The organism is Kosakonia sp. WA-90 (assembly GCF_039871955.1).
Taxonomy (GTDB): Bacteria; Pseudomonadota; Gammaproteobacteria; order Enterobacterales; family Enterobacteriaceae; genus Kosakonia; species Kosakonia oryzendophytica.
In genome coordinates this window covers 57,479-78,720 of sequence record NZ_JBDPLJ010000008.1, presented here as the reverse complement: position 1 = coordinate 78,720, position 21,242 = coordinate 57,479, and the positions used below count along the sequence as shown (strand labels likewise).

Genomic DNA, 21,242 nt, shown 5'->3' with positions numbered 1-21,242 from the left:
CAGTTTCCGATAATAAAAGGTAAATAAACATGGCCGTTATCAGGGATTACAATAAGTTAGCGAGTGATATCCTCCGGGAGGTGGGTGGCGAAGAGAACATCAGCACCTTCTCCCGCTGCGCCACACGTCTGCGCCTGGTGCTCAACCATACTCCCGCCACCGCGAAAACCCACATCCAGAGCCTGCCCGGCGTCATAGCGGTCGTGGAAAGCGGCGGTCAGTTCCAGGTGGTGATAGGAACGCATGTCGCCGATGTGTTTAACGCCCTGTCAGGTATGGTGAAAGAGAATGAACACGGCGCGCAGCAGCCCAAAACACGCTGGCTGGATGCGGTGATCGCCACCATGTCCGCCGTGTTCGCGCCGATCGTCTATATTCTGGCTGCGGCGGGGATCTTACAGGGCCTGCTGATCCTGCTGGGTCTGGCCGATGCAGAGATCAAAACTTCCGGTACCTTCGCGATACTCAATTTTATGTCGTGGACGCCGTTTGCCTTCCTGCCGGTCTTTATCGCCATCACCGCTGCACGCCATTTTAAATGTAACCCGTTTATCGCCGTGCTCTGCTGCTGCGCGCTGATTAACCCGGAATGGACCGCTATGGCCGGGAAGATCGCCGCCGGCAACGAAGTGAAATTTCTCTTCTTCCCGTTGGCGGAAACGGTCTACACCTCGTCGGTCCTGCCACCATTATTCCTCGTCTGGGCGCTCTCCTGGTTTGAACGCCGTGTTGAAAAGTGGCTGCCAGAGGTCATCAGCCCCTTATTCACACCGCTACTCTGTTTTGTGGTGATTGTCCCGCTCACGCTTATCGTGATTGGCCCCATCACCAGTTGGGCGGCGCTGGGCGTCGCGCACGGCTATAACACCCTGTTCCATGCGGCTCCTGCGCTGGCGGCGGCGATTATCGGCGGTGTCTGGCAGGTGATCGTCATTTTCGGTGTGCACTGGGGGATTACCCCGGTGATCATGGCCAACTTCGACACCCAGGGCTATGACTCCTTCCAGGCCTATCAAACCATTGCGGTGATCGGCCAGATGGCAGCAGTCTTTGGCGTATTTATCAAAAGCCGCAATACGCAACTGAAAGCCACCTCCCTGTCTGCGGGCGTCACCGCCATTTTTGGTATTACTGAACCGGCCATTTACGGCGTGACCCTGCGCTTTAAAAAACCGTTTATCTGCGGCTGCATTGGCGGCGCGATCGGTGCGGTGGTGGCCAGTCTGTTTGGTAGCCTCTATTACGCCTATGCCGCGCTGCCGGGCCTGTTTACGCTGGTGAATGCCATCAGCCCCGATGCACCAATGTCGTTTATTGGCGAGCTGGCAGGCGCAGGAACCGCCATTGTGCTGACCATTGTGATGGTGCAATTCGTTGGCTTTGACGATCCGATCGAAGAGACGACGCCAGACGAAAAAACCCCGGTGCTGAAAGTTGGCGCCATGCAGATGCTTAGCCCGATCAAAGGTGAAGTGATTGCGCTGGAAAGTGTGGCGGATGAAGCCTTTGCCGGCAAAGCGCTGGGCGACGGCATTGCCATTATTCCGCACGAAGGTAAAGTGGTGGCCCCGTGTGATGCACAGGTCGCAACATTGATCGACTCTCATCACGCCGTGGGACTGATATGTGATAATGGTGCGGAATTACTGATCCATGTCGGGCTCAATACCGTTAATTTGCAAGGACGGCATTTTACCCCGCGGGTAAAAGAAGGCGACAGAGTTGCAGCGGGCGACACGCTGCTGGAATTCGACAAACAGCGCATTGAGCAGGAAGGCTACGACCTGACAACCCCGGTGCTGGTGGTGAACAGCGATGAATTCACCCTGACCCGCCATCAGTCACAGGGTACGGTCACCGTGGGGGAGCCGCTGATGTCGCTGGGCTAATCATAACAAGAGTGAGGTTGAATTATGGTAACGATACTGGATGTCGCCAGACTGGCTGGCGTATCAAAAGCGACAGTATCGCGGGCGCTGAACGGTAAAGTCTTTGTGCGAGAGGAAGTGAAAGCCCGTATTTTTCAGGCGATTGCCGATACTGGCTATCGACCGAATCAGTTGGCCCGTAACCTTGCCAATAATAAGACTAACTCAATAGGACTGGTGATCACCAACGGGCTGTATAACGGCCCGTTCTTCGCCAGCATGATTTACCACGCCGCAACCAGCAGCGAGAGCTTTAGCCGTCAACTGGTGCTGGCGGACGGCAAGCACAGTGCGCAGGAAGAGCGCGATGCCATTAACCTGCTGCTGTCGTTACGTTGCGAAGGCATCATGATCTACCCCAAGTACCTTTCTGTGGATGAGCTCGATGAGATTATCGATCACAACACGACGCCGATCGTGGTGATCAACCGCGAACTTCCCCGCCATCGCAGCCAGTGTGTCTTTGTCGATCATCAACAAAATTGTGAAACAATGATGGCGCATCTGCTGGCGCAAGGTCACAGGCGTATTGCCTTTGTGGCGGGTTCGGAGGGATCGCCGACGGGCGAAAGCCGTTTCGCGGGTTACTGTCATGCCTTGCGCAAGGCAGGCATTGAACCTGATCCGCAACTGCACGTGCGTGGTAGTTGGAGTATCGACAGTGGATATCAGGCGGCGCAGCAGTTGCTGGCACGCAACGTGCCGTTTACCTGCATCCTGGCGGCGAATGATGATATGGCGATTGGCGTGGCGAAAGCCTGTCAGGAGGCCGGATTACGGCTACCGCAGGATGTTTCTCTGGCGGGGTTTGACGATTCGGTCATTGGTCAGTACTACAACCCCTCGTTAACCACGATTCATGTGCCCATGGATGAAATGATCCGCAATGCCGTCGGGATGCTGCTGCAACCGGACGCGCAAACCCTTAATGCCCATCAGGGCGAACTGGTTTGCCGGGAGTCGGTGGCGAGTGCTAAAAAGGCCCGGTAAGCTGCTGAGGTATCGCGAAAGATTTCAGGATACCTCAGCCGTAAAGTCTGTTTTTTTATTGAGCCAAAGAGATATTCCCTTGAGCCCCAGCGGCAAGAGTGAAATCCGCAGTGATAAGGTGTAGCCCTTTTTCGGCGGAACTCACCTCCCATGTGATGGAGTAGCGTGTCCCGGCGTTGAAGGTAGCGTCAAATAACGGCAGGCATGCACCCTCCTCTATATAGAGGGGATGATGATAAAACCGCGTGAATATCGGATCGTGGTCCTTACTGTAGATAACCGCCCCTGTCATTTTTTCTCCCGGTTTCATTATTGACAAAGCACAGACGGCATTGTTGTTAATGACTACCGTGGTCGCAGTACGCGGCACCATCCTGTCTCCGGAACCCGGGCATCCAGCGAGTAAAAAGAGCGTTGCCAGCAGAATGCTTTTCTTCTCCATCAGCCCTTCCCGTAACCCTTTTTTCGTTGCGTTCTCAAGTCGAGAATAATCATTCGCTGCCCTGCTAAAAAAGTCCCCTCCTTTCATACGAACGGAGAATGCACTGAGGCATTCTCCGTTCGTTTTTACCAAAAACACACCTGACGTTTCTCTCGCTATCTTGCAGCGATAAACCAACTATTCTTCCGCTATGCGCCGATACCGTTCAGTTTTTCCAGCGCTTCTGGCGGCAGCGTTATCTTCGCGCTCGCCAGGTTTTCCTGTAAATGCTGCGGCGAGGACGTACCGGGGATCAGCAGAATATTCGGTGAACGCTGCAGCAGCCACGCCAGCGCGATCTGCATCGGCGTTGCGCCAAGGGATTGCGCCACTTCATTCAACTCACCGGCCTGCAATGGCGTAAAACCGCCCAGCGGGAAGAATGGCACAAACGCAATGCCCTGCTCGTTAAGGGAATCGATCAACGCATCGTCCGCCCGGTTTGCCACGTTATAAAGGTTTTGCACGCAGGCAACAGGGGTCATCTTCTGCGCATCCGCCACCTGTTTCGCCGTCACATTGCTCAGGCCGATATGGCGGATCAGGCCACGCTCTTTCAGCGAGATCAAGGTTTCCAGCGGCGCTTCCAGCGAACCCTCTTCCGGGCCATGAACACCGAACATCGAGCGCAGATTCACGACCTCTATCACCTCCAGACCGAGATTACGCAGATTGTCCTCGACGGCACGGGTCAGCTCTTCCGCACTGAACGCGGGTAGCCAGTTGGCTTTATCATCGCGGCGAGCACCGACTTTGGTGACGATACAGAGATCATCCGGGTAGGGATGCAGCGCCTGCTTAATCAATTTGTTGGTAACGTGGGGGCCATAAAAATCGCTGGTGTCGATATGGCGAACGCCGGCGGCAATCACATCACGCAACACCTGAAGCGCTTTCGCTTCATCGGCTGGCGGGCCAAACACGCCAGGACCAGCAAGCTGCATTGCGCCGTAACCCAGGCGACCAACCTGACGATCGCCAAGACGATAAGTAAGTGTGGGTTGAGACATGGAATACCTCCTGTGCATAAAGTAAACAGATTGTAGGAGCATTGCGGCTGTGCAACAATCTGCTGAAATTCACACACAGTGTACGGATTGTCGAACAATGAAGCTGGATTTTGCCCTGCTGAACGCCATTGTGGCGGTCGCCAATGCCGGCGGCTTTCGCGAAGCCGCTCGCATCACCGGCTCTAACCCTTCCCGCCTGAGCGACGCCGTCCGCCGCGCCGAGCAACAACTGGGGGTACGGCTCTTTAACCGCACCACGCGCACCGTCGCCCTGACTGAAGCGGGCAAAATGTTAATTGAGCGCCTGCAACCTGTCATGTCCGAAGTGGATGCAGCACTGGACGCCATCAACCGCTATCGAACGACACCCAGCGGCACCTTACGGCTGAATGTGCCGGTCAGCGCCACACGCCTGGTGCTACCGGCCATCGTGCCGGATTTCCTCGCGCGCTACCCTGATATTCGCCTGGAAATTATTGCGGAAAGCAATGTACTGGATATCTTTCGCGACAGCTGCGATGCGGGTATCCGCTACGACGAATGTCTGGAGCAGGATATGGTCGCGCTGCCCATCGGCCCGCGTCGCCAGCGCTTTGCAGCAGCCGCCTCTGCGGCTTATCTGCAGCAGCATGGTTGCCCTGAGCACCCTCGGGATCTCGTGCATCACAACTGTATTCGCGGGCGTTACGCCAGTGGTGTAATGGCCGAGTGGGAGTTTAGCGGCGAAGCAGAGCCGTTTCGCGTACAGGTGAACGGTTCGCTGGTGGTCAGCATTGGTGGCGCGATGGATTTGGCGGTACAAAGCGCTATCGCGGGTAGCGGCGTGGTCTATCTTTTTGAAGAGTGGCTGCGCCCCTCGCTGGAAAACGGTGCGCTGATCCCGATTCTTGAACCCTGGTGGTTGTCCTTTAACGGCCCTTATCTCTACTATAATTCCAGGCGGCTGATCCCCGCTCCGCTCCAGGCGTTTATTGATTTCGTCCGCACAATGGGGCAAGCCACGGATATATAACGTTATGGCAACGCAAGCGCGATAAGTAATGTCTACACTTAAAAAGACTACCTTCAGCGAGGGACTAACTATGATATTCCCGGCCATGCCAATAAATGAAAATGAGCGGCTTAATTCGCTGTACATGATGGATTTGCTGGATAAAAAGGACGATGAGCGTTTTGACCGACTCACCCGAATGGCGAAAAACACCTTCGATGTGCCGATAGCGATCATCAGCCTGCTTGATCGTGAACGCCAATGGCTGCTGTCCCACGTCGGCATTGATGCTGACGAAACGCCGCGTAACGTATCGTTTTGCGCGCACGCCATTCTTGAAGAGGGTGCGCTTATTGTCAAAGACACGCTCGCTGATCCGCGTTTTGCCAAAAATCCGCATGTCACCGGCGACCCGTGGGTACGTTTTTATGCCGGTTGCCCGGTGCGGCTGCCGGACGGCGCCATCGCAGGCACCATCTGTATTGTCGATACCTATCCCCGCCCGTTCTCCTCATCTGAAATTGACACGCTGCTTGATTTTGCCGCTCTCGTCGAAGATGAGTTTTTAATACTCAGTATGGCGATGACCGATAATCTCACCGGCATGCAAAATAGCCGGGGTTTTTACCGCAGCGGCGAGAAACGGTTTGCCGGGTTAAAAGAGCACAACAAAGGGTGCACCCTGCTCTATTTCAGCATCGATAATCTGAAACCCATCAATGAGCTGCTGGGGAATAAAGAGGGCGATGCGGTGGTGAAAAACTTCGCTAGCAACCTGACAAAATGCCTCAAAGATCACGATATTGTCGCGCGACTCGGCGGCGGTGAATTTGCGGTATTACTGGGGGATACGACAACCAATAGTGCGGATGCGTTTTTGCTCGATCTGCAATCCCGGATGGATGCCCAGGACGAGATGTCAGGCAAAAATTATCACATCAACTATTCCTACGGCATGGTTGAAAATGAGGGTAATAAATACGCCTCGCTCCGCGAGATGCTGGATGACTGCGACAAAGTAATGCACACGGAAAAACGCCGTCGCTAATCTGAAACGCTGCGCCGGGTTCACCGGCGCACATTTAGAGCGGCTCGAAACCGCCTTTGCCTTCCCAGCCCGCCAGTCGCTGGTAAATGGTTTCAACTGCCGCCATCACCGGTGGCGTCATCGGGTAATAAAAACCGACAATATCCGGCTGGATACCCAGAAAAATCACCTCATCAATGTCCTCTTTCAACTGATCGATAAGGTAGTTCAACGGCATATTGTGGGTGGTCATCAGGAACATTTCAGCAATGTCATCCGGATCCACCACGCGGATTTCGCCAGGGTTCAGCCCCATATCGGTGGCATCCACGATCAGCAACCGCGACGGGCGCAATTCACGGATGGCCACAACATCGTTTTCCGGTGCGCTGCCGCCGTCAATCACCTTCCAGTTTCCCGGTGGGTTTACCGCACACATCTCAGCGAGCAGCGGGCCTGCGCCATCGTCGCCCATCATGCTATTTCCCACGCACAACAACACGTCAGTCACGTAGTCTCCTTACCATCAAATAGATGGCGCTCTCCAGATGAATATCATGCAACATGGACAGCAGCGCCTTGCTCCATGCCTGTTGCTGCGCATTTTGCCGCGCCTGCGCCTGATCAAACGCCTTCGCCAGCAGCATAACGTGACTGCTCTCAATCACGATTTCACCGTAACGCGGCACACCTTCCATTTTGCGCCGCGCTTCGCTCCCCGTCTCCAGCGTAGCGATCCACGCCAGATAGTCTTCCCACGGGCAGGTCAGCGCCGTCTCCAGACAGTCGATCACCCCGAGATGGTGGCCAATAGCCAGACTGTAGTAGACCACCTGTTGCGCCTGCTGTGGAGCGTTGTCGTTCTCATCAACAAACTTACGCCGTAACTGGCTAAAGACCACCGACTCGCCCATCAGATTTTCGCCTCCAGCACCACCTGGTTGAGATGGCTGACAATCTCGGTAAGGCGCGGATCGTTCTCCTGCGCCAGCCAGCGCACCACTTCATGCTCACCGACACTGCGTAACCGCAGGTAATCGTCTGCAATCTGCCGACCATAGCGGTAACCGGCCAGACGGCGCGCCGTGCGATCCACTTTCACGCGCAATGGCTGAACCATCGACGGGTGGAGAATTTCCGCCGGTTGGTCGTCCTGCTCGCCAGGCGTGCGGGCATGAATTTTCTGCTCCAACAGCCCCAGCGCCATGGCGAAACCATACAGTGTGGCCGCGGGCGTCGGCGGACAACCGGGAATATACACATCCACCGGGACGATTTGATCGGTTCCGCCCCAGACGCAGTACAGGTCGTGGAAGATACCACCGCTGTTGCCGCACGCGCCGTAGGAGATACAGATTTTGGGATCCGGCGCAGATTGCCAGGCACGCAGCGCCGGTGAGCGCATAGCGCGGGTTACCGCTCCGGTAAACAGCAGAATGTCGGCATGACGCGGCGACGGCACCACTTTGATGCCAAAACGTTCCGCATCAAACAGGGGAGAAAGCGTCGCAAAAATCTCGATTTCGCAGCCGTTACAACCGCCGCAGTCAACGCGATAAACGTAGGCGGAGCGTTTGATTTTATTCAGCAGTGACGCTTTCATGCTGGCGATGGACTCGTCCACCGTCATCGGTACCGGAATCCCCTCCGCATCGCGCGGTCCTAATAGCTGGCTCATTAGCTGGCCTCTCTCATATGGCGGGTCAAATCAATGCGATCGGAAGGCACCAGGCACTTCTGCCGCTTGCAGTCCGGGCAGGTTTCAAACGTGGCACGGTGCTGCTCGGCGCGGCTGTCGCCGTTATGCGCCAGCAGTGCAATGGCGTAATCGATCTCTTTTTGCACCGCGAAAGGCCGGGCGCACTCACGACACTGGCACAGTTCAAAACGCGACTGCTGTAAAAAATCGGTCTTACTCCAGACCGCCAGTTCGTATTCCTGCGACAGTGCGATCGCCGCCGTCGGGCACACCTCTTCACAGCGACCGCAGAAGATGCAGCGCCCAAGGTTGAACTGCCACGCCAGCTCGCCCGTGGCGAGGTCAGTCTCTACGGTAAGTGCGTTTGACGGACAGGCATTCACACATGCCGCACAGCCAATACACTGCTGAGGATTGTGCTGCGGTTTGCCGCGAAAGTTCTTATCCACCGGCATTGGCGACAGCGGATAAGCGGTGGTCGCGGTGCCGGTTTTGATCACTTTTTTAATAAAGGTAAACATGGTTGCTCCACTGCGGTGTATTCATTTTTCCTCCCCTTCAGGGATGGAATCCCCTCACCCCGGCCATCTCCCCGGAGGAGAGAGGGAGAAAAGCACCTGCTTCACTCCACTCCCCGGAGGGGAAAGGGAGACAGGCAGTTGCCTCACCCCACGTCTCTCCCTAAGGAGGGCAATGCCCGGCCCCCTTTAAACAGACGGCGGAGGGGCGATCCCCTCTCCCTTTCAGGGAGAGGGTTAGGGTGAGGGTCAAAAAACAGAACCTATTTCAACGGCGAGTTCTTACGCTCAACCCCGTAACGTTCCAGCTCTTTGTACGCCACCACTTTGCTTTTCTTCTTGCGAACATCCACCACCGTCATCCGGTCGGTACAGGAGTAGCAAGGGTCGAGGCTACCAATAATCAGCGGCGCGTCGGACACGGTATTACCGCGCAGCATATAGCGCAGCGTCGGCCAGTTGGCGTAGGTCGCTGCACGGCAGCGCCAGCGGTAAAGCTTCTGGTTGTCGCCGGTCATACTCCAGTGAATGTCGTCGCCACGCGGCGCTTCAGCAAAGCCCAGCGCAAAACGGTGCGGAATATAGGTAAACCCTTCCACCATCAGCGGGCCACCGGGCAGGTTATCCAGACCGTAATCAATCATGTTCAGCGCGCTGAGTACTTCGTTAATTCGCACTTTCAGGCGCGAAATGACATCGCACCCCTGCTCGCTGTGCACGGTCATCGGCAGCAGACCATAACCCACAAACGGATGATCGGCGCGGGTGTCGCGGGCGTGGCCGCTGGCGCGCACCATCGGCCCCACGTTACTGAAATCGCGGGCGATCTGGGGATCGAGGCGACCAATACCCACGGTGCGCTGCTCGATATTCGGCGTACTCATCAGCACATCCACCAGTTCGATCACATCACGGCGCATCTGCTGGGCCAACTGGCGCGTCTGCACCATGTCCTCTTTCAGCATGTCGCGACGGATACCGCCAATCAGGTTGAGGCCATAGGTTTTACGCGCGCCGGTCAGGATTTCCGCCATCTTCATTGAGGCTTCGCGCACGCGGAAGAATTGCATAAACCCGGAGTCGAAGCCCACAAAGTGGCAGGCAAGCCCAAGGTTCAACAGGTGCGAGTGCAGACGTTCCACCTCCAGCAAAATGGCGCGGATCATCTGCGCGCGCTCCGGCACCACGATACCCATCGCGTTCTCGACCGACGTGGTGTAAGCGGTGCTGTGGGCGAAGCCGCAAATCCCGCACACCCTGTCAGAAAGGAAGGTAACTTCGTTGTAGCCCATGCGGGTTTCCGCCAGTTTTTCCATACCACGGTGGACATAGAACAGGCGGTAATCCGCATCAACAATGTTTTCGCCGTCGACAAACAGGCGGAAATGGCCAGGTTCGTCAGAGGTGACATGTAACGGGCCAATCGGCACTACGTTATTTTTCTTATCACCCAGTTCGTTAATAAACTGATAGGTTTCGGCATCGGTGGTCGGTGCCGGTCGCTGGCGATAATCCATACTGTCTTTACGCAGCGGGTAGAGTTCATCCGGCCAGTCATCCGGCAGCACCAGTCGGCGCTCATCCGGTAAACCGACCGGCATCAAACCGTACATATCGCGCACTTCACGCTCGCCCCACACTGCCGCAGGCACACGCGGTGTGACGGAAGGGTACTCCGGTTTCAGCGCGTCGACTTCCACACGCACGGTGATCCAGCACTTCAGGCCCTGCTCCATCGACAGCACATAATAGACAGCGTAATGGCCGTTCAGCTTGCGTTCATCGTTGCCAAACAGCACGGAGAGCCAGCCCCCCTGCTGGTAATACAGAAACTCCACGACCTCTGGCAGATAGTTCACTTTCACTGTGACAGTAAGCTGGTCTTTGGTCTGCCAGGCTTCATCCAGCACCACACCGGGAAATTTCTCGTGCAGGGCGGCGAGATAGTGTTGACCGATTTTTTCTTCAGACATGCATAAACTCTCTTAATACGTCGCCAGTAAGGAGACGAACGCTAAAAAGGCGACGCCAAACCCGGCCCAGGTCACACGTGACGTGGCAAGGAAGCGCAAACGCGCCATGCTGTTTTCAAACAGCGCAATCACCAGGACGCCCACAATCCATTTCGCCAGCGCCACCACCACCGCCAGCAACAGACCTGCGGTGCTGAAATCGCTCATCTGCCCCCAGGGGAGAAAAACGCCGACAAACATTTGCAGCACCACCAGCTGTTTCAGACTGATGCCCCACTTCAGTACGGCAAAACCGCTGCCGCTGTATTCCGACAACGGCCCTTCCTGCAACTCTTGCTCCGCTTCCGCGAGGTCAAAAGGCAACTTGCCCATCTCGATAAAGGTGGCGAAAGCACAGGCGCACAGCGCCAGCAACAGCGGAATAGTGTGATGCAGCGGCCAGTGGTAAACGGTAAACGTGATAGTGCTGATATGGGTTGATCCAGCCACCAGTGCCGCAACCCACAGCCCGAGCAGCAGGATCGGCTCCACCAGCACGCCAAGCATCGCTTCACGACTGGCACCCAGTCCGGTAAACGGACTGCCGGTGTCCAGCCCGGCGATAGCGAAAAAGAAGCGGGCAATGGCGAAGAGGTAAATCAACGTGATCAAATCCCCCAGCGCTGGCAGCGGAGACGCAATCGTCACCACCGGCAGCGCCGTGGCGATGGTCAGCATGACGCCGGTCATCACAAACGGCGTCAGGCGAAACACCCAGCCGGAGGCCGCCGGAGCAACGCTCTGCCGACCGAGTAATTTGAACAGGTCGCGGTACTCTTGCAGCACCCCCGGTCCGCGGCGGTTGTGCAACCGCGCACGCGCTACACGACTGATGCCGGAAAGCAGCGGCGCAAACGCAAACAGCACCAGCGCCTGCAGTAAAGCAAACAGAAAACTCATCATCAGGCTCCTCGCGAAATCACCACGACCACCAGCACCGCCAGCTCGATCAGCGCCAGACGACGGAACAGCAGCGGCGCGGCATCGGCACGCCAGCCAGGAATGGGCAGCGTCGGCTCCAGCCATTTACGCAGCTTCAGCACCGGGGAAAACGCGGCTTTAACCGGCATAGCAAAACCGTGCGCCGTCACCACCATCGACGCTTCGTGATCGTAACCGCACACCCATGCCGTTCCCCGGCTACGGGCTGGCAGGCGATCGCCTTTGAACAGCATCATCAGCAGCAGCGGCAATAACGGCGTGGCGATCAACAGCAGCGCCATCATCGGCGGTGATACCAGCGTATTCGCGGTTTGCAGCGGCAATGGCACCGCCGCGAACAGGCGCGGCAGCAGCCAGGGCGCAGCAACACCACCCGCTACGCAACACAACGCCAGCCCGGCGACACAGGTCGTCATCAACCACGGAACAGGCTGCGGGTTTTCTGCCTGCGGCGTACGCGGCGCGCCAAGGAAGGTCACACCATAGACTTTTGCCATACACATCACCGCCAGTGCGCCGGTGATGGCCAGACCGACGGCCAGCAGCGGCCCTATCAGTTGCAGAGAAAACGCGCCGCTGGCACTTAAACGGAAGAAGGATTGATAAATCACCCACTCACCGGCAAAACCGTTGAGCGGCGGCAATGCCGCCATCGCCATCAGCCCCACCAGCATTGCCAGCGAGATAACCGGCATGCGCTTACCGATGCCGCCCAGTTTTTCAATGTCGCGGTAGCCGGTGCCAAACCACAGTGCGCCCGCGCCCAGGAACAGCGTGCTTTTAAACAGGCTGTGATTGAACAGATGGTACAAACCGCCCGTCAGCCCCAGCGCAATCAGCGCCGGTTGCCGTAACGCCAGGCCGGTGACACCTGCGCCAAGGCCGAGCAGGATAATGCCGATGTTCTCCAGCGTGTGGTACGCCAGCAGGCGCTGAATGTTATGCTCCATCAGCGCATACAGCCCGCCGACAAAGGCCGTGACCATGCCAAGCACCAGCAGCAGTACGCCCCACCAGAGCGGTGGCTGGCCGCCGAGCAGCGACAGACTGAGAATGCCGAACAGACCGATTTTCATCACCACGGTGGAAAACAGCGCGGCGGCCGGAGCCGGCGCATTAGCATGCGCCTGCGGTGCCCAGGCGTGCAGTGGAATGATCCCCGCCAGCAAACCAAAACCTATCACCCCCAGCAGCCAGATATCGCTGTCGGGTGTTTGCGCACTCAGTAGCAGCAAACTCAGTGTGTGATAGCGTTGCCATAACAGCCAGCAGGCTATCGCCAGCAGTGCCGTGCCCAGGCGTCCCATGGCGAACCACAGCTTGCCAGACTCACTGCAGCCGGTGAGAAATACCGCGCTGAGCGCCATGATCTCCACCATCACCACCAGCGCACCGAAATTCGCCGCACTTACTGCGCATAGCGCAGCGGCCATCAGCAAATTGATCAGCAGACCGTTGGCTTTTACCGCATCGTGGCGATGCCACTGGATGTTATAGAGGCTGGTGAAACCGCCGCACACGCCCAGCGTAATCAGCCAGACCGCACTTAACGGCGTGACCAGCACCTGATACTGGATAAGGGGGATCGTTCCACTGACGGAGTGCCCCCCCAGCAGCGCCATCCCACCTGCCGCCGTTGCCATCACGCAACCTACCGTACCGCCAAGCCCGGCGAGCAGACCGCTGAGCGCTTTCGCCGGTGTAAACAGATACGCCAGCGCCGCCGCGCACACCAGCACCGCGATGGCGTCACTTAACAAAGAGAGGATCGTCATTTCGCACTCCGGTTTTGCGACTGAAACAGCGATAAATCGCCGTAGTCAGTGGTAAGGGTAAGTTCGCGTTTGCGTCGGCTGGCGAGGGCAAGATCGCGGTTATTCACCAGGTGCAATGCCTTGGTCGGACACATGCGTACGCAGGCCGGACCTTGCTCATCGAAATGGCAGAGATCGCACTTCACGGCGATAGCCCGCACGCCCGGCACCCAGTCCAGCAGCGAGCTGACGCGCGCAGGCGCTGGCGGTGCGGCGGGCGCTTTTGGCGAGTTGACGTTGGCGGGAATATCCAGCGGGCGGCTACCGGAAAACTCGATAGCGCCAAACGGACAGGCAATCGCGCACAATTTGCAGCTCACGCACAGACTTTCATTAAGCTGCACCGCGCCCTCCACACGGTTAATCGCGTTGACCGGGCAAACGCCCGCACAGGGCGCATCTTCACAGTGGTGGCACTGCTGCGGCGCAGATTCATTTTCGTTACGCATCACACGCAGTCGCGGCATCGCCTGCAACCCCTGCGCGCGGTGCGTCTCGGCGCAGGCGGCTTCACAGGTATGGCAGCCAATACACAGCGAAGCGTCGGCAATTACAAAACGGTTCACCAGCACATCCTCAGGTGATTCACCCACGTTACGGGCGGTCATTTATGACGAAACGTGTCGCTCAAGGTGTCACTTTCGACACTTGTCGACACCCAAACTCAGGCCAGTGCAGGCGCGTGCGCGTTGCGGGCAAGCGCCGTAAGCGTTACCGGCGAGTCTGTCTCCATGGCGGCATAGAGGTTGTTGTAAACGTCGGCGATCGCGTCCAGGTAGTGGTTCAGTACTTTTTCGCGATCGCGGTTGCTGATAACACCATCAATCAGGCCATCGCTGCTGAGCTGCGCCTGAGCAATAACGCGCGGCTCGCCGCCGTCTTTGCCGGCAATGGCGTACTCAATGGTGTGACCGTTAAATCCCCCGACAAGGGTGACAGAGAGTGTGAAGTGTTCGAACAGCACAAAGCAGAGCTGCTGTTCCGGCGCACAGCCGATGGCATGGTGCAATCGTGCTTTGGACAGGGTAATTCCCTGAACCAGCGTATTGCAGTAATGGCGCCACTCTTCCTGCAGACGGTGATGCCGTCCGGCAATGAAGTCCGCCTTTTCGCTAATTTCCCAAATCGTCATGTCAGCTTACCCGGTTAATTGAAACAACGGCGGTAAAGCATCATCCATGCCAAATTTTAATTTCATGATTTTTAAGGAAATTAAGACAAGACCTTCGCCATTTCGACGTGTCATTTCGTCATGTTCGACATCGTCACCGTGACTTTAACCACGCTGGCACTCTTATTGCATTAACGCGGCAAAGTCCTAAGGAGGCGTTATGCACGAAATCACATTATGTCAGCGGGCGCTGGAAGTGATTGAACAACAGGCGCGGGCAAACGGCGCACGTCGGGTGACCGGCGTGTGGTTAAAAGTCGGCGCATTTTCCTGCGTCGAAACCGAGGCTTTAACGTTTTGTTTTGATCTGGTGTGCCGTGGCAGCCTGGCGGAAGGTTGTACACTGCATATCGAAGAACAACAGGCGGAGTGCTGGTGTGAGTCATGCCAGCAGTATGTGACGTTGCTAACCCAGCGCGTGCGCCGCTGTCCACAATGCCACAGCGACCAACTGCACATCGTCGCCGACGACGGAATGCACATTCAGCGACTGGAAATTGAGGAGTAAATAATGTGTACAACATGTGGTTGTCAGGACGGTAACCTTTATATAGAGGGTGATGAACATAACCCGCATTCCGCATTTCGCGGTGCGCCGTTCGCCCCGGCGGATCGTCCGGCGCTAAAAATTACCGGCGTCAAAACTCGCGAATTTAATCCAACCGAGCTGGATAACGGTGACCTGCATTACGGTCATGGCGAAGCTGGCACCCATGCGCCAGGCATGAGCCAGAAACGGATGCTGGAAGTGGAAATCGATGTACTGGATAAAAACAACCGCATCGCCGCCCGCAACCGCGCCCGTTTCGCCGCGCAACAGCAACTGGTGCTGAACCTTGTCTCCAGTCCCGGATCCGGCAAAACCACCCTGCTGACGGAAACCCTCGAACGCCTGAAAACCCGCGTTCCGTGTGCGGTGATCGAAGGGGATCAGCAAACGGTGAACGACGCCGCACGCATCCGCGCGACCGGCACCCCCGCCATTCAGGTGAACACCGGCAAAGGGTGTCATCTTGATGCGCAAATGATTGCCGACGCCGCGCCGCGCCTGCCGCTCGCCCACCAGGGCATTCTGTTTATCGAAAACGTCGGAAACCTTGTCTGCCCGGCCAGTTTCGATCTGGGTGAGCGCCATAAAGTGGCCGTACTGTCGGTCACCGAAGGGGAAGACAAGCCGCTGAAATACCCGCATATGTTTGCCGCTGCATCGCTGATGCTGCTGAACAAAGTCGACCTGCTGCCGTACCTCAATTTTGATGTCGACAAATGCATCGCTTACGCCCGCGAAGTCAATCCGGACATTGAAATCATCCTTATTTCCGCCACCCACGGCGAAGGCATGGATCGCTGGATCGACTGGCTGGAGACGCAACGATGTGTATAGGCGTACCGGGGCAAATCACGGCCATTAACGGTCTGCAAGCCAAAGTAGACGTCTGCGGTATTCAACGCGACGTGGATCTTACGCTGGTGGGCAGCGAGGATGAAAACGGGCAGCCGCGGCTTGGGCAGTGGGTGCTGGTGCATGTGGGTTTCGCGATGAGCATGATTAACGAAGAAGAAGCCCGGGATACACTGGCGGCACTGCAAAATATGTTCGACGTTGAACCGGATGTCGGCGCTCTGCTGTTTGGTGAGGAGAAATAATGCGATTTGTCGATGAATACCGCGCCCCGGAGCAGGTGATGCAGCTTATCGCCCATCTGCGTGAACGGGCGGCGCATCTCTCTTATACGGCGGCGCGCCCGCTGCGCATTATGGAAGTGTGCGGTGGCCATACCCACGCTATTTTCAAATTTGGCCTCGACCAGCTACTGCCGGAGAATATTGAGTTCATTCATGGTCCCGGCTGCCCGGTCTGCGTCCTGCCGATGGGGCGCATTGATACCTGCGTTGAGATAGCAAGCCACCCGGAAGTGATCTTCTGCACCTTTGGCGACGCGATCCGCGTGCCGGGGAAAAACGGGTCGCTGTTGCAGGCGAAAGCCCGTGGCGCAGATGTGCGCATCGTCTATTCGCCGATGGATGCGCTGGCGCTGGCACAGAACAATCCACAGCGCAAAGTGGTGTTTTTCGGGCTGGGATTCGAAACCACCATGCCTGCCACCGCCATTACGCTCCAGCAGGCGAAAGCCCGCAATGTGGACAATTTTTACTTCTTCTGCCAACACATCACCTTGATCCCCACGCTACGCAGCCTGCTGGAGCAGCCGGATAACGGCATCGACGCTTTCCTTGCCCCCGGCCACGTCAGCATGGTGATCGGCACCGACGCCTATACGTTTATTGCCGATGACTTCCAACGCCCGTTAGTGGTGGCAGGGTTTGAACCGCTTGACCTGCTGCAAGGCGTGATCATGCTGGTTGAACAGAAAATCGCCGCCGCCAGTCGGGTGGAAAACCAGTACCGCCGTGTGGTGCCGGATGCCGGGAACCATCTGGCTCAGGCCGCCATCGCGGATGTGTTTGCCGTCAATGGCGACAGCGAATGGCGCGGTCTGGGGATCATTGGCGAGTCGGGCGTGCACCTGACGGCAGAGTATCAACGTTTCGATGCCGAAGCGCATTTTCGCCCGGCGGTGCAGCAGGTGTACGACGATCCGCGCGCCCGCTGCGGCGATGTGCTGACCGGTCGATGCAAACCGCATCAGTGCCCGTTGTTTGGCAACACCTGCAACCCGCAAAGCGCCTTTGGCGCACTGATGGTCTCGTCGGAAGGCGCGTGCGCCGCCTGGTATCAATACCGTGCTCAGGAGTGTGAAGCATGAAGGAAGTTCAACTCGCCCACGGTAGCGGCGGTCAGGCGATGCAGCAGTTAATCAGCCAGCTGTTTCTGGAAGCCTTCGCCAACCCGTGGCTGGCGGAGCAGGAAGATCAGGCACGGCTGGACCTGGCTGCACTGGCGGCCGGAGGCGACAGACTGGCCTTCTCCACCGACAGCTATGTGATTGACCCGCTCTTTTTCCCCGGCGGTGACATTGGCAAACTGGCGGTCTGCGGCACGGCCAATGATATTGCCGTCAGCGGCGCGACACCGCGCTTCCTCTCCTGCGGTTTTATTCTCGAAGAAGGTCTGCCGATGGAGACGCTGAGAAGCGTGGTTGAAAGCATGGCGGCCACCGCCCGTAGCGCTGACATCGCTATTGTCACCGGCGACACCAAAGTGGTGCAGCGCGGCGCGGCAGACAAACTGTTTATCAACACAGCGGGCATTGGTGCTATTCCCACGACTATCCACTGGGCAGCGCAGTCACTGCAACCGGGCGATGTGTTACTGGCCAGCGGCACGCTGGGGGATCACGGTGCCACCATTCTCAACCTGCGTGAAGGTCTGGGGCTGGATGGCGAACTGATCAGCGACTGTGCGGTGCTGACACCTTTGATTGCCACCCTGCGCGATATCCCCGGTGTTAAAGCCCTGCGCGATGCCACACGCGGCGGCGTGAACGCGGTCGCGCACGAGTTTGCCGCCTCATGCGGTTATGGTATTGAACTGAATGAACGGGATTTACCGGTAAAACCGGCAGTGCGCGGCGTGTGCGAACTGCTGGGGCTGGATGCACTCAACTTTGCTAACGAAGGCAAACTGGTGATTGCCGTACAGCGCGAGGCCGCAGAGCAGGCGCTGGCGGCATTGCGCGCTCATCCGTTAGGGCGCGAGGCGGCGATGATTGGTGAAGTGGTCGAACGCAAAGGTGTGCGACTGACGGGACTTTATGGCGTAAAACGCCTGCTGGATTTACCCCATGCCGAGCCGCTGCCGCGGATCTGCTAATTTATTATTTTGATATTTTTTTACACCTGCGGGTGTGTTCCTGGATTAGCAAAATGTCGTATACACCGATGAGCGATCTCGGGCAACAAGGGTTGTTCGATATCACGCGGATTTTATTACAGCAGCCGAACCTGGCTGCGTTGAGCGAAGCACTGACTCGTCTGACACGACAGGCGGCGCTGGCGGACAGCGCTGCCATTGTGTTGTGGCATGCCGACAGCCACCGCGCCAGCCGCTACGTTGTGAATGCTGACGACGACAGCGCCGACTATGACGACCAGGCGTTGCTGGCAAGCGGCCCGGTGCGCCATATTCTCTCGCATCCACAAGCGCTGCACTGCACGGCAGAAATGTTTGCCGACACCTGGCCACAGCTCATGCAAAGCGGAACCTGGCCTCCTTTTGCCCACTACGCCCTGCTGCCCTTAGCCGCCGAAGGGAAAATTTTTGGCGGCTGCGAGTTTTTTCGCCGTGATGAGCGGGCGTGGAGCGAGAAAGAAGCAGAGCGCCTGCATACGCTGACGCAGATTGTCGCCGTCGTGGTCGAGCAGTTGCAAAGCCGCGAAAATCCCACCCCGGATTACGAATTGCTGTGCCAGGAGCGCGACGATTTCCGCATTCTGGTGGCGATCACCAACGCGGTGCTCTCCCGGCTGCACATGGATGAGCTGGTCAGCGAAGTCGCGAAAGAGATCCACTACTATTTCGGTATTGATGCCATCAGCCTGGTACTGCGCGGTAGCCGCAAGGGCAAACTGACCATCTATTCCACCCACTATCTGGATGAAGCAGACCCCACGCACGAAACGCAGGAAGCTGACGAAGAAGGCACGCTGACCGAACGCGTGTTTCGCAGCAAAGAGATGCTGCTGCTGAACCTGCATGAACGGGACAAACTCGCCCCCTACGAGCGGATGCTGTTTGAAACCTGGGGCAATCAAATCCAGACGCTGTGCCTGCTGCCGCTGATGTCCGGTAAGAATTTACTGGGCGTCTTAAAACTGGCGCAGTGCCAGAAAGAGGTCTTTACCCAGGCCAACCTGAAATTACTGCGCCAGATTGCGGAACGTATCGCCATTGCTGTCGACAACGCACTGGCCTACCAGGAGATCCACCGGCTGAAAGAACGGCTGGTGGATGAGAACCTGGCGCTGACCGAACAGCTTAACAATGTCGACAGTGAGTTTGGCGAAATCATCGGACGCAGCGAGGCGATGTTCAGCGTGCTCAAGCAGGTTGAGATGGTGGCGAAGAGCAACAGCACCGTACTGATCCTCGGCGAAACCGGCACCGGCAAGGAGCTGATCGCCCGCGCAATCCATAATCTCAGCGATCGAAACAGTCGCCGGATGGTGAAAATGAACTGCGCAGCCATGCCCGCCGGGCTGCTGGAAAGCGATCTGTTTGGTCATGAACGTGGCGCATTCACTGGTGCCAGCGCCCAGCGCATCGGTCGATTTGAACTGGCGGACAAAAGTTCGCTGTTTCTTGACGAAGTGGGCGATATGCCGCTGGAGTTGCAGCCCAAGCTGTTGCGTGTGTTGCAGGAGCAGGAGTTTGAGCGGCTCGGCAGCAATAAACTGATCCGGACCGACGTGCGGTTGATCGCCGCCACCAACCGCGATCTGAAAAAAATGGTTGCCGATCGCGAGTTCCGTAGCGATCTCTATTACCGTCTGAATGTGTTTCCGATCCATCTGCCGCCGCTGCGCGAGCGCCCGGAAGATATTCCCCTGTTGGTGAAGGCGTTCACCTTTAAGATCGCCCGCAAAATGGGGCGCAATATTGACAGCATTCCGGCGGAGACTTTGCGGGTACTGAGCAATATGGAGTGGCCAGGCAACGTCCGTGAGCTGGAAAACGTGATTGAGCGTGCGGTGCTGCTTACGCGCGGCAACGTGTTGCAACTGTCGCTGCCGGAAATCAGCGTACCGCAGGAGGTCTCCCGACCTGCTGAAGTCGCGCGCGACGGAGAAGATGAGCGTCAGTTAATTGTCCGGGTGCTGCGCGAAACCAATGGCGTGGTCGCCGGGCCAAAAGGTGCGGCACAGCGGCTGGGGCTAAAACGCACCACGCTGCTTTCCCGTATGAAAAAGCTGGGCATTGATAAAGATGCGTTAAGTTGAGATAACCGGGTTTTCCCCCTTAATGTTCAATGGAGGAACCCGGGCGGTTTCGACACGTAATCAGTTTGCCGGTAGTGTAACGACGGTGACAGAAGGCGCGGCAAACGCGTGATTGCGTTGATTAAGGCATCTGCAATCCTGATTGCTACGCACGTCTGAGTTCGGTAACCCTCACCCCAACCCTCTCCCTGAAAGGGAGAGGGAGCAAACCGGCAACCGCCTTATCCCCTTGCCTCTCCAGAGAAAGCGAGGATGAATGGAAAACCACACCAGTCTTATCCCCTCTCCCCTCAGGGGAGAGGGTCAGGGTGAGGGGAAAACATCTTCGCCAGTCTACCCTTTGCGACGATACTTTTCGGGGAGTTCCGGCACCGGGCGTTTATCATCCATTAAATGGCGCACCGTCAGCAGAGGATGACGCCACAACATACGCGGCCCTGCCCAACGCATAATCTGTTTCATCTCTTCACGTTTGGCGGGCTGATAACAGTGCACCGGGCACTGTTTACAGGCCGGTTTTTCTTCGCCGAACACACATTTGTCCAGCCGTTTTTCCGCATACGCATACAATTCCGCGTAGTGCGACGCACTACTGACCGCATTCGGGCAAGCGCGCTGGTAGAGTGCAATCATCTTCCGGATAGTCCGTTTTTCCCGCAGGATGCGTGGGCCAGACATAGCAATCACCTCACTTTAAAGATGCAATAATAATACATCTTATCGGTAACGGATTGCACTTCATACGTGCATTTCCTGCG

Annotated in this window: 22 protein-coding genes; 10 read left to right on the top strand and 12 right to left on the bottom strand. The window is 57.1% G+C overall.

Annotated elements, in window-relative coordinates:
* Positions 1–29 precede the first annotated feature (29 nt).
* Together ABGA49_RS14680 and ABGA49_RS14675 are read left to right on the top strand one after the other, a co-directional pair.
* A complete protein-coding gene (locus ABGA49_RS14680; protein WP_088237845.1) occupies positions 30–1,889 on the top strand; it encodes a beta-glucoside-specific PTS transporter subunit IIABC in 1,860 nt (619 codons plus the stop codon).
* 24 nt (positions 1,890–1,913) lie between these two features.
* Positions 1,914–2,918, top strand: coding sequence for a LacI family DNA-binding transcriptional regulator (locus tag ABGA49_RS14675; protein WP_061493433.1), 1,005 nt, complete (start codon positions 1,914–1,916; stop codon positions 2,916–2,918).
* Positions 2,919–2,973: 55 nt separating this feature from the next.
* On the opposite strand, the gene ABGA49_RS14670 is transcribed toward ABGA49_RS14675, so the two are convergent.
* Both ABGA49_RS14670 and ABGA49_RS14665 read right to left on the bottom strand, forming a co-directional pair.
* Complete coding sequence (locus ABGA49_RS14670) at positions 2,974–3,360, bottom strand: putative T6SS immunity periplasmic lipoprotein (RefSeq protein ID WP_347665734.1); 387 nt, start codon at positions 3,358–3,360, stop codon at positions 2,974–2,976.
* Positions 3,361–3,548: 188 nt separating this feature from the next.
* A complete protein-coding gene (locus ABGA49_RS14665; protein WP_061493431.1) occupies positions 3,549–4,409 on the bottom strand; it encodes an aldo/keto reductase family oxidoreductase in 861 nt (286 codons plus the stop codon).
* 97 nt (positions 4,410–4,506) lie between these two features.
* Between ABGA49_RS14665 and ABGA49_RS14660 the strand changes: the two genes are divergently transcribed.
* Both ABGA49_RS14660 and ABGA49_RS14655 read left to right on the top strand, forming a co-directional pair.
* The gene (locus tag ABGA49_RS14660) at positions 4,507–5,421 is read left to right on the top strand and encodes a LysR substrate-binding domain-containing protein (protein ID WP_088237843.1); all 915 of its coding nucleotides are present in this window, start codon (positions 4,507–4,509) and stop codon (positions 5,419–5,421) included.
* Between the two features lie 70 nt (positions 5,422–5,491).
* Positions 5,492–6,448: a sensor domain-containing diguanylate cyclase gene (locus ABGA49_RS14655; protein WP_088237842.1), complete on the top strand. Its 957-nt coding sequence runs from the start codon at positions 5,492–5,494 to the stop codon at positions 6,446–6,448.
* Positions 6,449–6,482: 34 nt separating this feature from the next.
* Here the strand turns inward: ABGA49_RS14655 and hycI are convergent, their stop codons facing one another.
* The 9 genes from hycI to hycA all read right to left on the bottom strand — a co-directional run bounded on the left by hycI (position 6,483) and on the right by hycA (position 14,544).
* Positions 6,483–6,938, bottom strand: a complete 456-nt coding sequence (gene hycI, locus ABGA49_RS14650) for a hydrogenase maturation peptidase HycI (RefSeq protein WP_061493428.1) — start codon at positions 6,936–6,938, stop codon at positions 6,483–6,485.
* Positions 6,931–7,341: a formate hydrogenlyase maturation HycH family protein gene (locus ABGA49_RS14645; RefSeq protein WP_088237841.1), complete on the bottom strand. Its 411-nt coding sequence runs from the start codon at positions 7,339–7,341 to the stop codon at positions 6,931–6,933. Before ABGA49_RS14645 ends, hycI begins: the two co-directional genes overlap by 8 nt.
* Positions 7,341–8,105 carry an NADH-quinone oxidoreductase subunit B family protein gene (locus ABGA49_RS14640; RefSeq protein WP_061493426.1) on the bottom strand — a complete coding sequence of 255 codons (765 nt, stop codon included), beginning with the start codon at positions 8,103–8,105 and terminating at the stop codon, positions 7,341–7,343. Before ABGA49_RS14640 ends, ABGA49_RS14645 begins: the two co-directional genes overlap by 1 nt.
* Positions 8,105–8,647, bottom strand: a complete 543-nt coding sequence (locus ABGA49_RS14635) for a formate hydrogenlyase complex iron-sulfur subunit (protein ID WP_061493425.1) — start codon at positions 8,645–8,647, stop codon at positions 8,105–8,107. Before ABGA49_RS14635 ends, ABGA49_RS14640 begins: the two co-directional genes overlap by 1 nt.
* 260 nt (positions 8,648–8,907) lie before the next feature.
* Positions 8,908–10,617: a formate hydrogenlyase subunit HycE gene (gene hycE / locus ABGA49_RS14630; protein WP_347665733.1), complete on the bottom strand. Its 1,710-nt coding sequence runs from the start codon at positions 10,615–10,617 to the stop codon at positions 8,908–8,910.
* A gap of 12 nt (positions 10,618–10,629) precedes the next feature.
* Positions 10,630–11,556 (bottom strand): respiratory chain complex I subunit 1 family protein, encoded by a 927-nt coding sequence (locus ABGA49_RS14625; RefSeq protein WP_088237838.1) that lies wholly within the window; start codon positions 11,554–11,556, stop codon positions 10,630–10,632.
* A 2-nt stretch (positions 11,557–11,558) separates the two neighbouring features.
* The gene (hycC, locus tag ABGA49_RS14620; protein ID WP_088237837.1) at positions 11,559–13,373 is read right to left on the bottom strand and encodes a formate hydrogenlyase subunit 3; all 1,815 of its coding nucleotides are present in this window, start codon (positions 13,371–13,373) and stop codon (positions 11,559–11,561) included.
* Positions 13,370–13,978 carry a 4Fe-4S dicluster domain-containing protein gene (locus ABGA49_RS14615; RefSeq protein ID WP_061499785.1) on the bottom strand — a complete coding sequence of 203 codons (609 nt, stop codon included), beginning with the start codon at positions 13,976–13,978 and terminating at the stop codon, positions 13,370–13,372. The genes hycC and ABGA49_RS14615 overlap by 4 nt, the downstream gene beginning before the upstream one ends.
* A 98-nt stretch (positions 13,979–14,076) precedes the next feature.
* Positions 14,077–14,544, bottom strand: coding sequence for a formate hydrogenlyase regulator HycA (hycA, locus tag ABGA49_RS14610; RefSeq protein ID WP_061493421.1), 468 nt, complete (start codon positions 14,542–14,544; stop codon positions 14,077–14,079).
* 199 nt (positions 14,545–14,743) lie between these two features.
* Between hycA and hypA the strand changes: the two genes are divergently transcribed.
* The 6 genes from hypA to flhA are packed head-to-tail and all read left to right on the top strand — an operon-like array spanning position 14,744 to position 20,484.
* A complete protein-coding gene (gene hypA, locus ABGA49_RS14605) occupies positions 14,744–15,091 on the top strand; it encodes a hydrogenase maturation nickel metallochaperone HypA (protein ID WP_061493420.1) in 348 nt (115 codons plus the stop codon).
* A gap of 3 nt (positions 15,092–15,094) precedes the next feature.
* Positions 15,095–15,967, top strand: a complete 873-nt coding sequence (gene hypB, locus ABGA49_RS14600) for a hydrogenase nickel incorporation protein HypB (RefSeq protein ID WP_061493419.1) — start codon at positions 15,095–15,097, stop codon at positions 15,965–15,967.
* Positions 15,958–16,230 (top strand): HypC/HybG/HupF family hydrogenase formation chaperone, encoded by a 273-nt coding sequence (locus tag ABGA49_RS14595; RefSeq protein WP_061493418.1) that lies wholly within the window; start codon positions 15,958–15,960, stop codon positions 16,228–16,230. Before hypB ends, ABGA49_RS14595 begins: the two co-directional genes overlap by 10 nt.
* Positions 16,230–17,351: a hydrogenase formation protein HypD gene (hypD, locus tag ABGA49_RS14590; RefSeq protein WP_061493417.1), complete on the top strand. Its 1,122-nt coding sequence runs from the start codon at positions 16,230–16,232 to the stop codon at positions 17,349–17,351. Before ABGA49_RS14595 ends, hypD begins: the two co-directional genes overlap by 1 nt.
* Entirely contained in the window at positions 17,348–18,358 is a 1,011-nt protein-coding gene (gene hypE / locus ABGA49_RS14585; RefSeq protein WP_134318772.1) for a hydrogenase expression/formation protein HypE, read from the top strand. Before hypD ends, hypE begins: the two co-directional genes overlap by 4 nt.
* 53 nt (positions 18,359–18,411) lie before the next feature.
* Positions 18,412–20,484 carry a formate hydrogenlyase transcriptional activator FlhA gene (gene flhA, locus ABGA49_RS14580; protein ID WP_088237834.1) on the top strand — a complete coding sequence of 691 codons (2,073 nt, stop codon included), beginning with the start codon at positions 18,412–18,414 and terminating at the stop codon, positions 20,482–20,484.
* Between the two features lie 333 nt (positions 20,485–20,817).
* Here flhA and ABGA49_RS14575 read toward each other — a convergent pair whose 3' ends face one another.
* Positions 20,818–21,162: a nitrous oxide-stimulated promoter family protein gene (locus ABGA49_RS14575; protein ID WP_061493414.1), complete on the bottom strand. Its 345-nt coding sequence runs from the start codon at positions 21,160–21,162 to the stop codon at positions 20,818–20,820.
* Positions 21,163–21,242: the final 80 nt, after the last annotated feature.

What these genes read in the sequence shown, in the direction of transcription:
- ABGA49_RS14665 (WP_061493431.1), bottom strand. Translation starts at nt 4,409, where the DNA reads ATGTCTCAACCCACACTTACTTATCGTCTTGGCGATCGTCAGGTTGGT.
- ABGA49_RS14625 (WP_088237838.1), bottom strand. Translation starts at nt 11,556, where the DNA reads ATGAGTTTTCTGTTTGCTTTACTGCAGGCGCTGGTGCTGTTTGCGTTT.
- ABGA49_RS14635 (WP_061493425.1), bottom strand. Translation starts at nt 8,647, where the DNA reads ATGTTTACCTTTATTAAAAAAGTGATCAAAACCGGCACCGCGACCACC.
- ABGA49_RS14575 (WP_061493414.1), bottom strand. Translation starts at nt 21,162, where the DNA reads ATGTCTGGCCCACGCATCCTGCGGGAAAAACGGACTATCCGGAAGATG.
- hypE (WP_134318772.1), top strand. Translation starts at nt 17,348, where the DNA reads ATGAAGGAAGTTCAACTCGCCCACGGTAGCGGCGGTCAGGCGATGCAG.
- hypD (WP_061493417.1), top strand. Translation starts at nt 16,230, where the DNA reads ATGCGATTTGTCGATGAATACCGCGCCCCGGAGCAGGTGATGCAGCTT.
- ABGA49_RS14675 (WP_061493433.1), top strand. Translation starts at nt 1,914, where the DNA reads ATGGTAACGATACTGGATGTCGCCAGACTGGCTGGCGTATCAAAAGCG.
- ABGA49_RS14670 (WP_347665734.1), bottom strand. Translation starts at nt 3,360, where the DNA reads ATGGAGAAGAAAAGCATTCTGCTGGCAACGCTCTTTTTACTCGCTGGA.
- ABGA49_RS14655 (WP_088237842.1), top strand. Translation starts at nt 5,492, where the DNA reads ATGATATTCCCGGCCATGCCAATAAATGAAAATGAGCGGCTTAATTCG.
- flhA (WP_088237834.1), top strand. Translation starts at nt 18,412, where the DNA reads ATGTCGTATACACCGATGAGCGATCTCGGGCAACAAGGGTTGTTCGAT.
- ABGA49_RS14595 (WP_061493418.1), top strand. Translation starts at nt 15,958, where the DNA reads ATGTGTATAGGCGTACCGGGGCAAATCACGGCCATTAACGGTCTGCAA.
- ABGA49_RS14680 (WP_088237845.1), top strand. Translation starts at nt 30, where the DNA reads ATGGCCGTTATCAGGGATTACAATAAGTTAGCGAGTGATATCCTCCGG.
- ABGA49_RS14640 (WP_061493426.1), bottom strand. Translation starts at nt 8,105, where the DNA reads ATGAGCCAGCTATTAGGACCGCGCGATGCGGAGGGGATTCCGGTACCG.
- hycC (WP_088237837.1), bottom strand. Translation starts at nt 13,373, where the DNA reads ATGACGATCCTCTCTTTGTTAAGTGACGCCATCGCGGTGCTGGTGTGC.
- hypB (WP_061493419.1), top strand. Translation starts at nt 15,095, where the DNA reads ATGTGTACAACATGTGGTTGTCAGGACGGTAACCTTTATATAGAGGGT.
- hypA (WP_061493420.1), top strand. Translation starts at nt 14,744, where the DNA reads ATGCACGAAATCACATTATGTCAGCGGGCGCTGGAAGTGATTGAACAA.
- ABGA49_RS14660 (WP_088237843.1), top strand. Translation starts at nt 4,507, where the DNA reads ATGAAGCTGGATTTTGCCCTGCTGAACGCCATTGTGGCGGTCGCCAAT.
- hycE (WP_347665733.1), bottom strand. Translation starts at nt 10,617, where the DNA reads ATGTCTGAAGAAAAAATCGGTCAACACTATCTCGCCGCCCTGCACGAG.
- ABGA49_RS14645 (WP_088237841.1), bottom strand. Translation starts at nt 7,341, where the DNA reads ATGGGCGAGTCGGTGGTCTTTAGCCAGTTACGGCGTAAGTTTGTTGAT.
- hycA (WP_061493421.1), bottom strand. Translation starts at nt 14,544, where the DNA reads ATGACGATTTGGGAAATTAGCGAAAAGGCGGACTTCATTGCCGGACGG.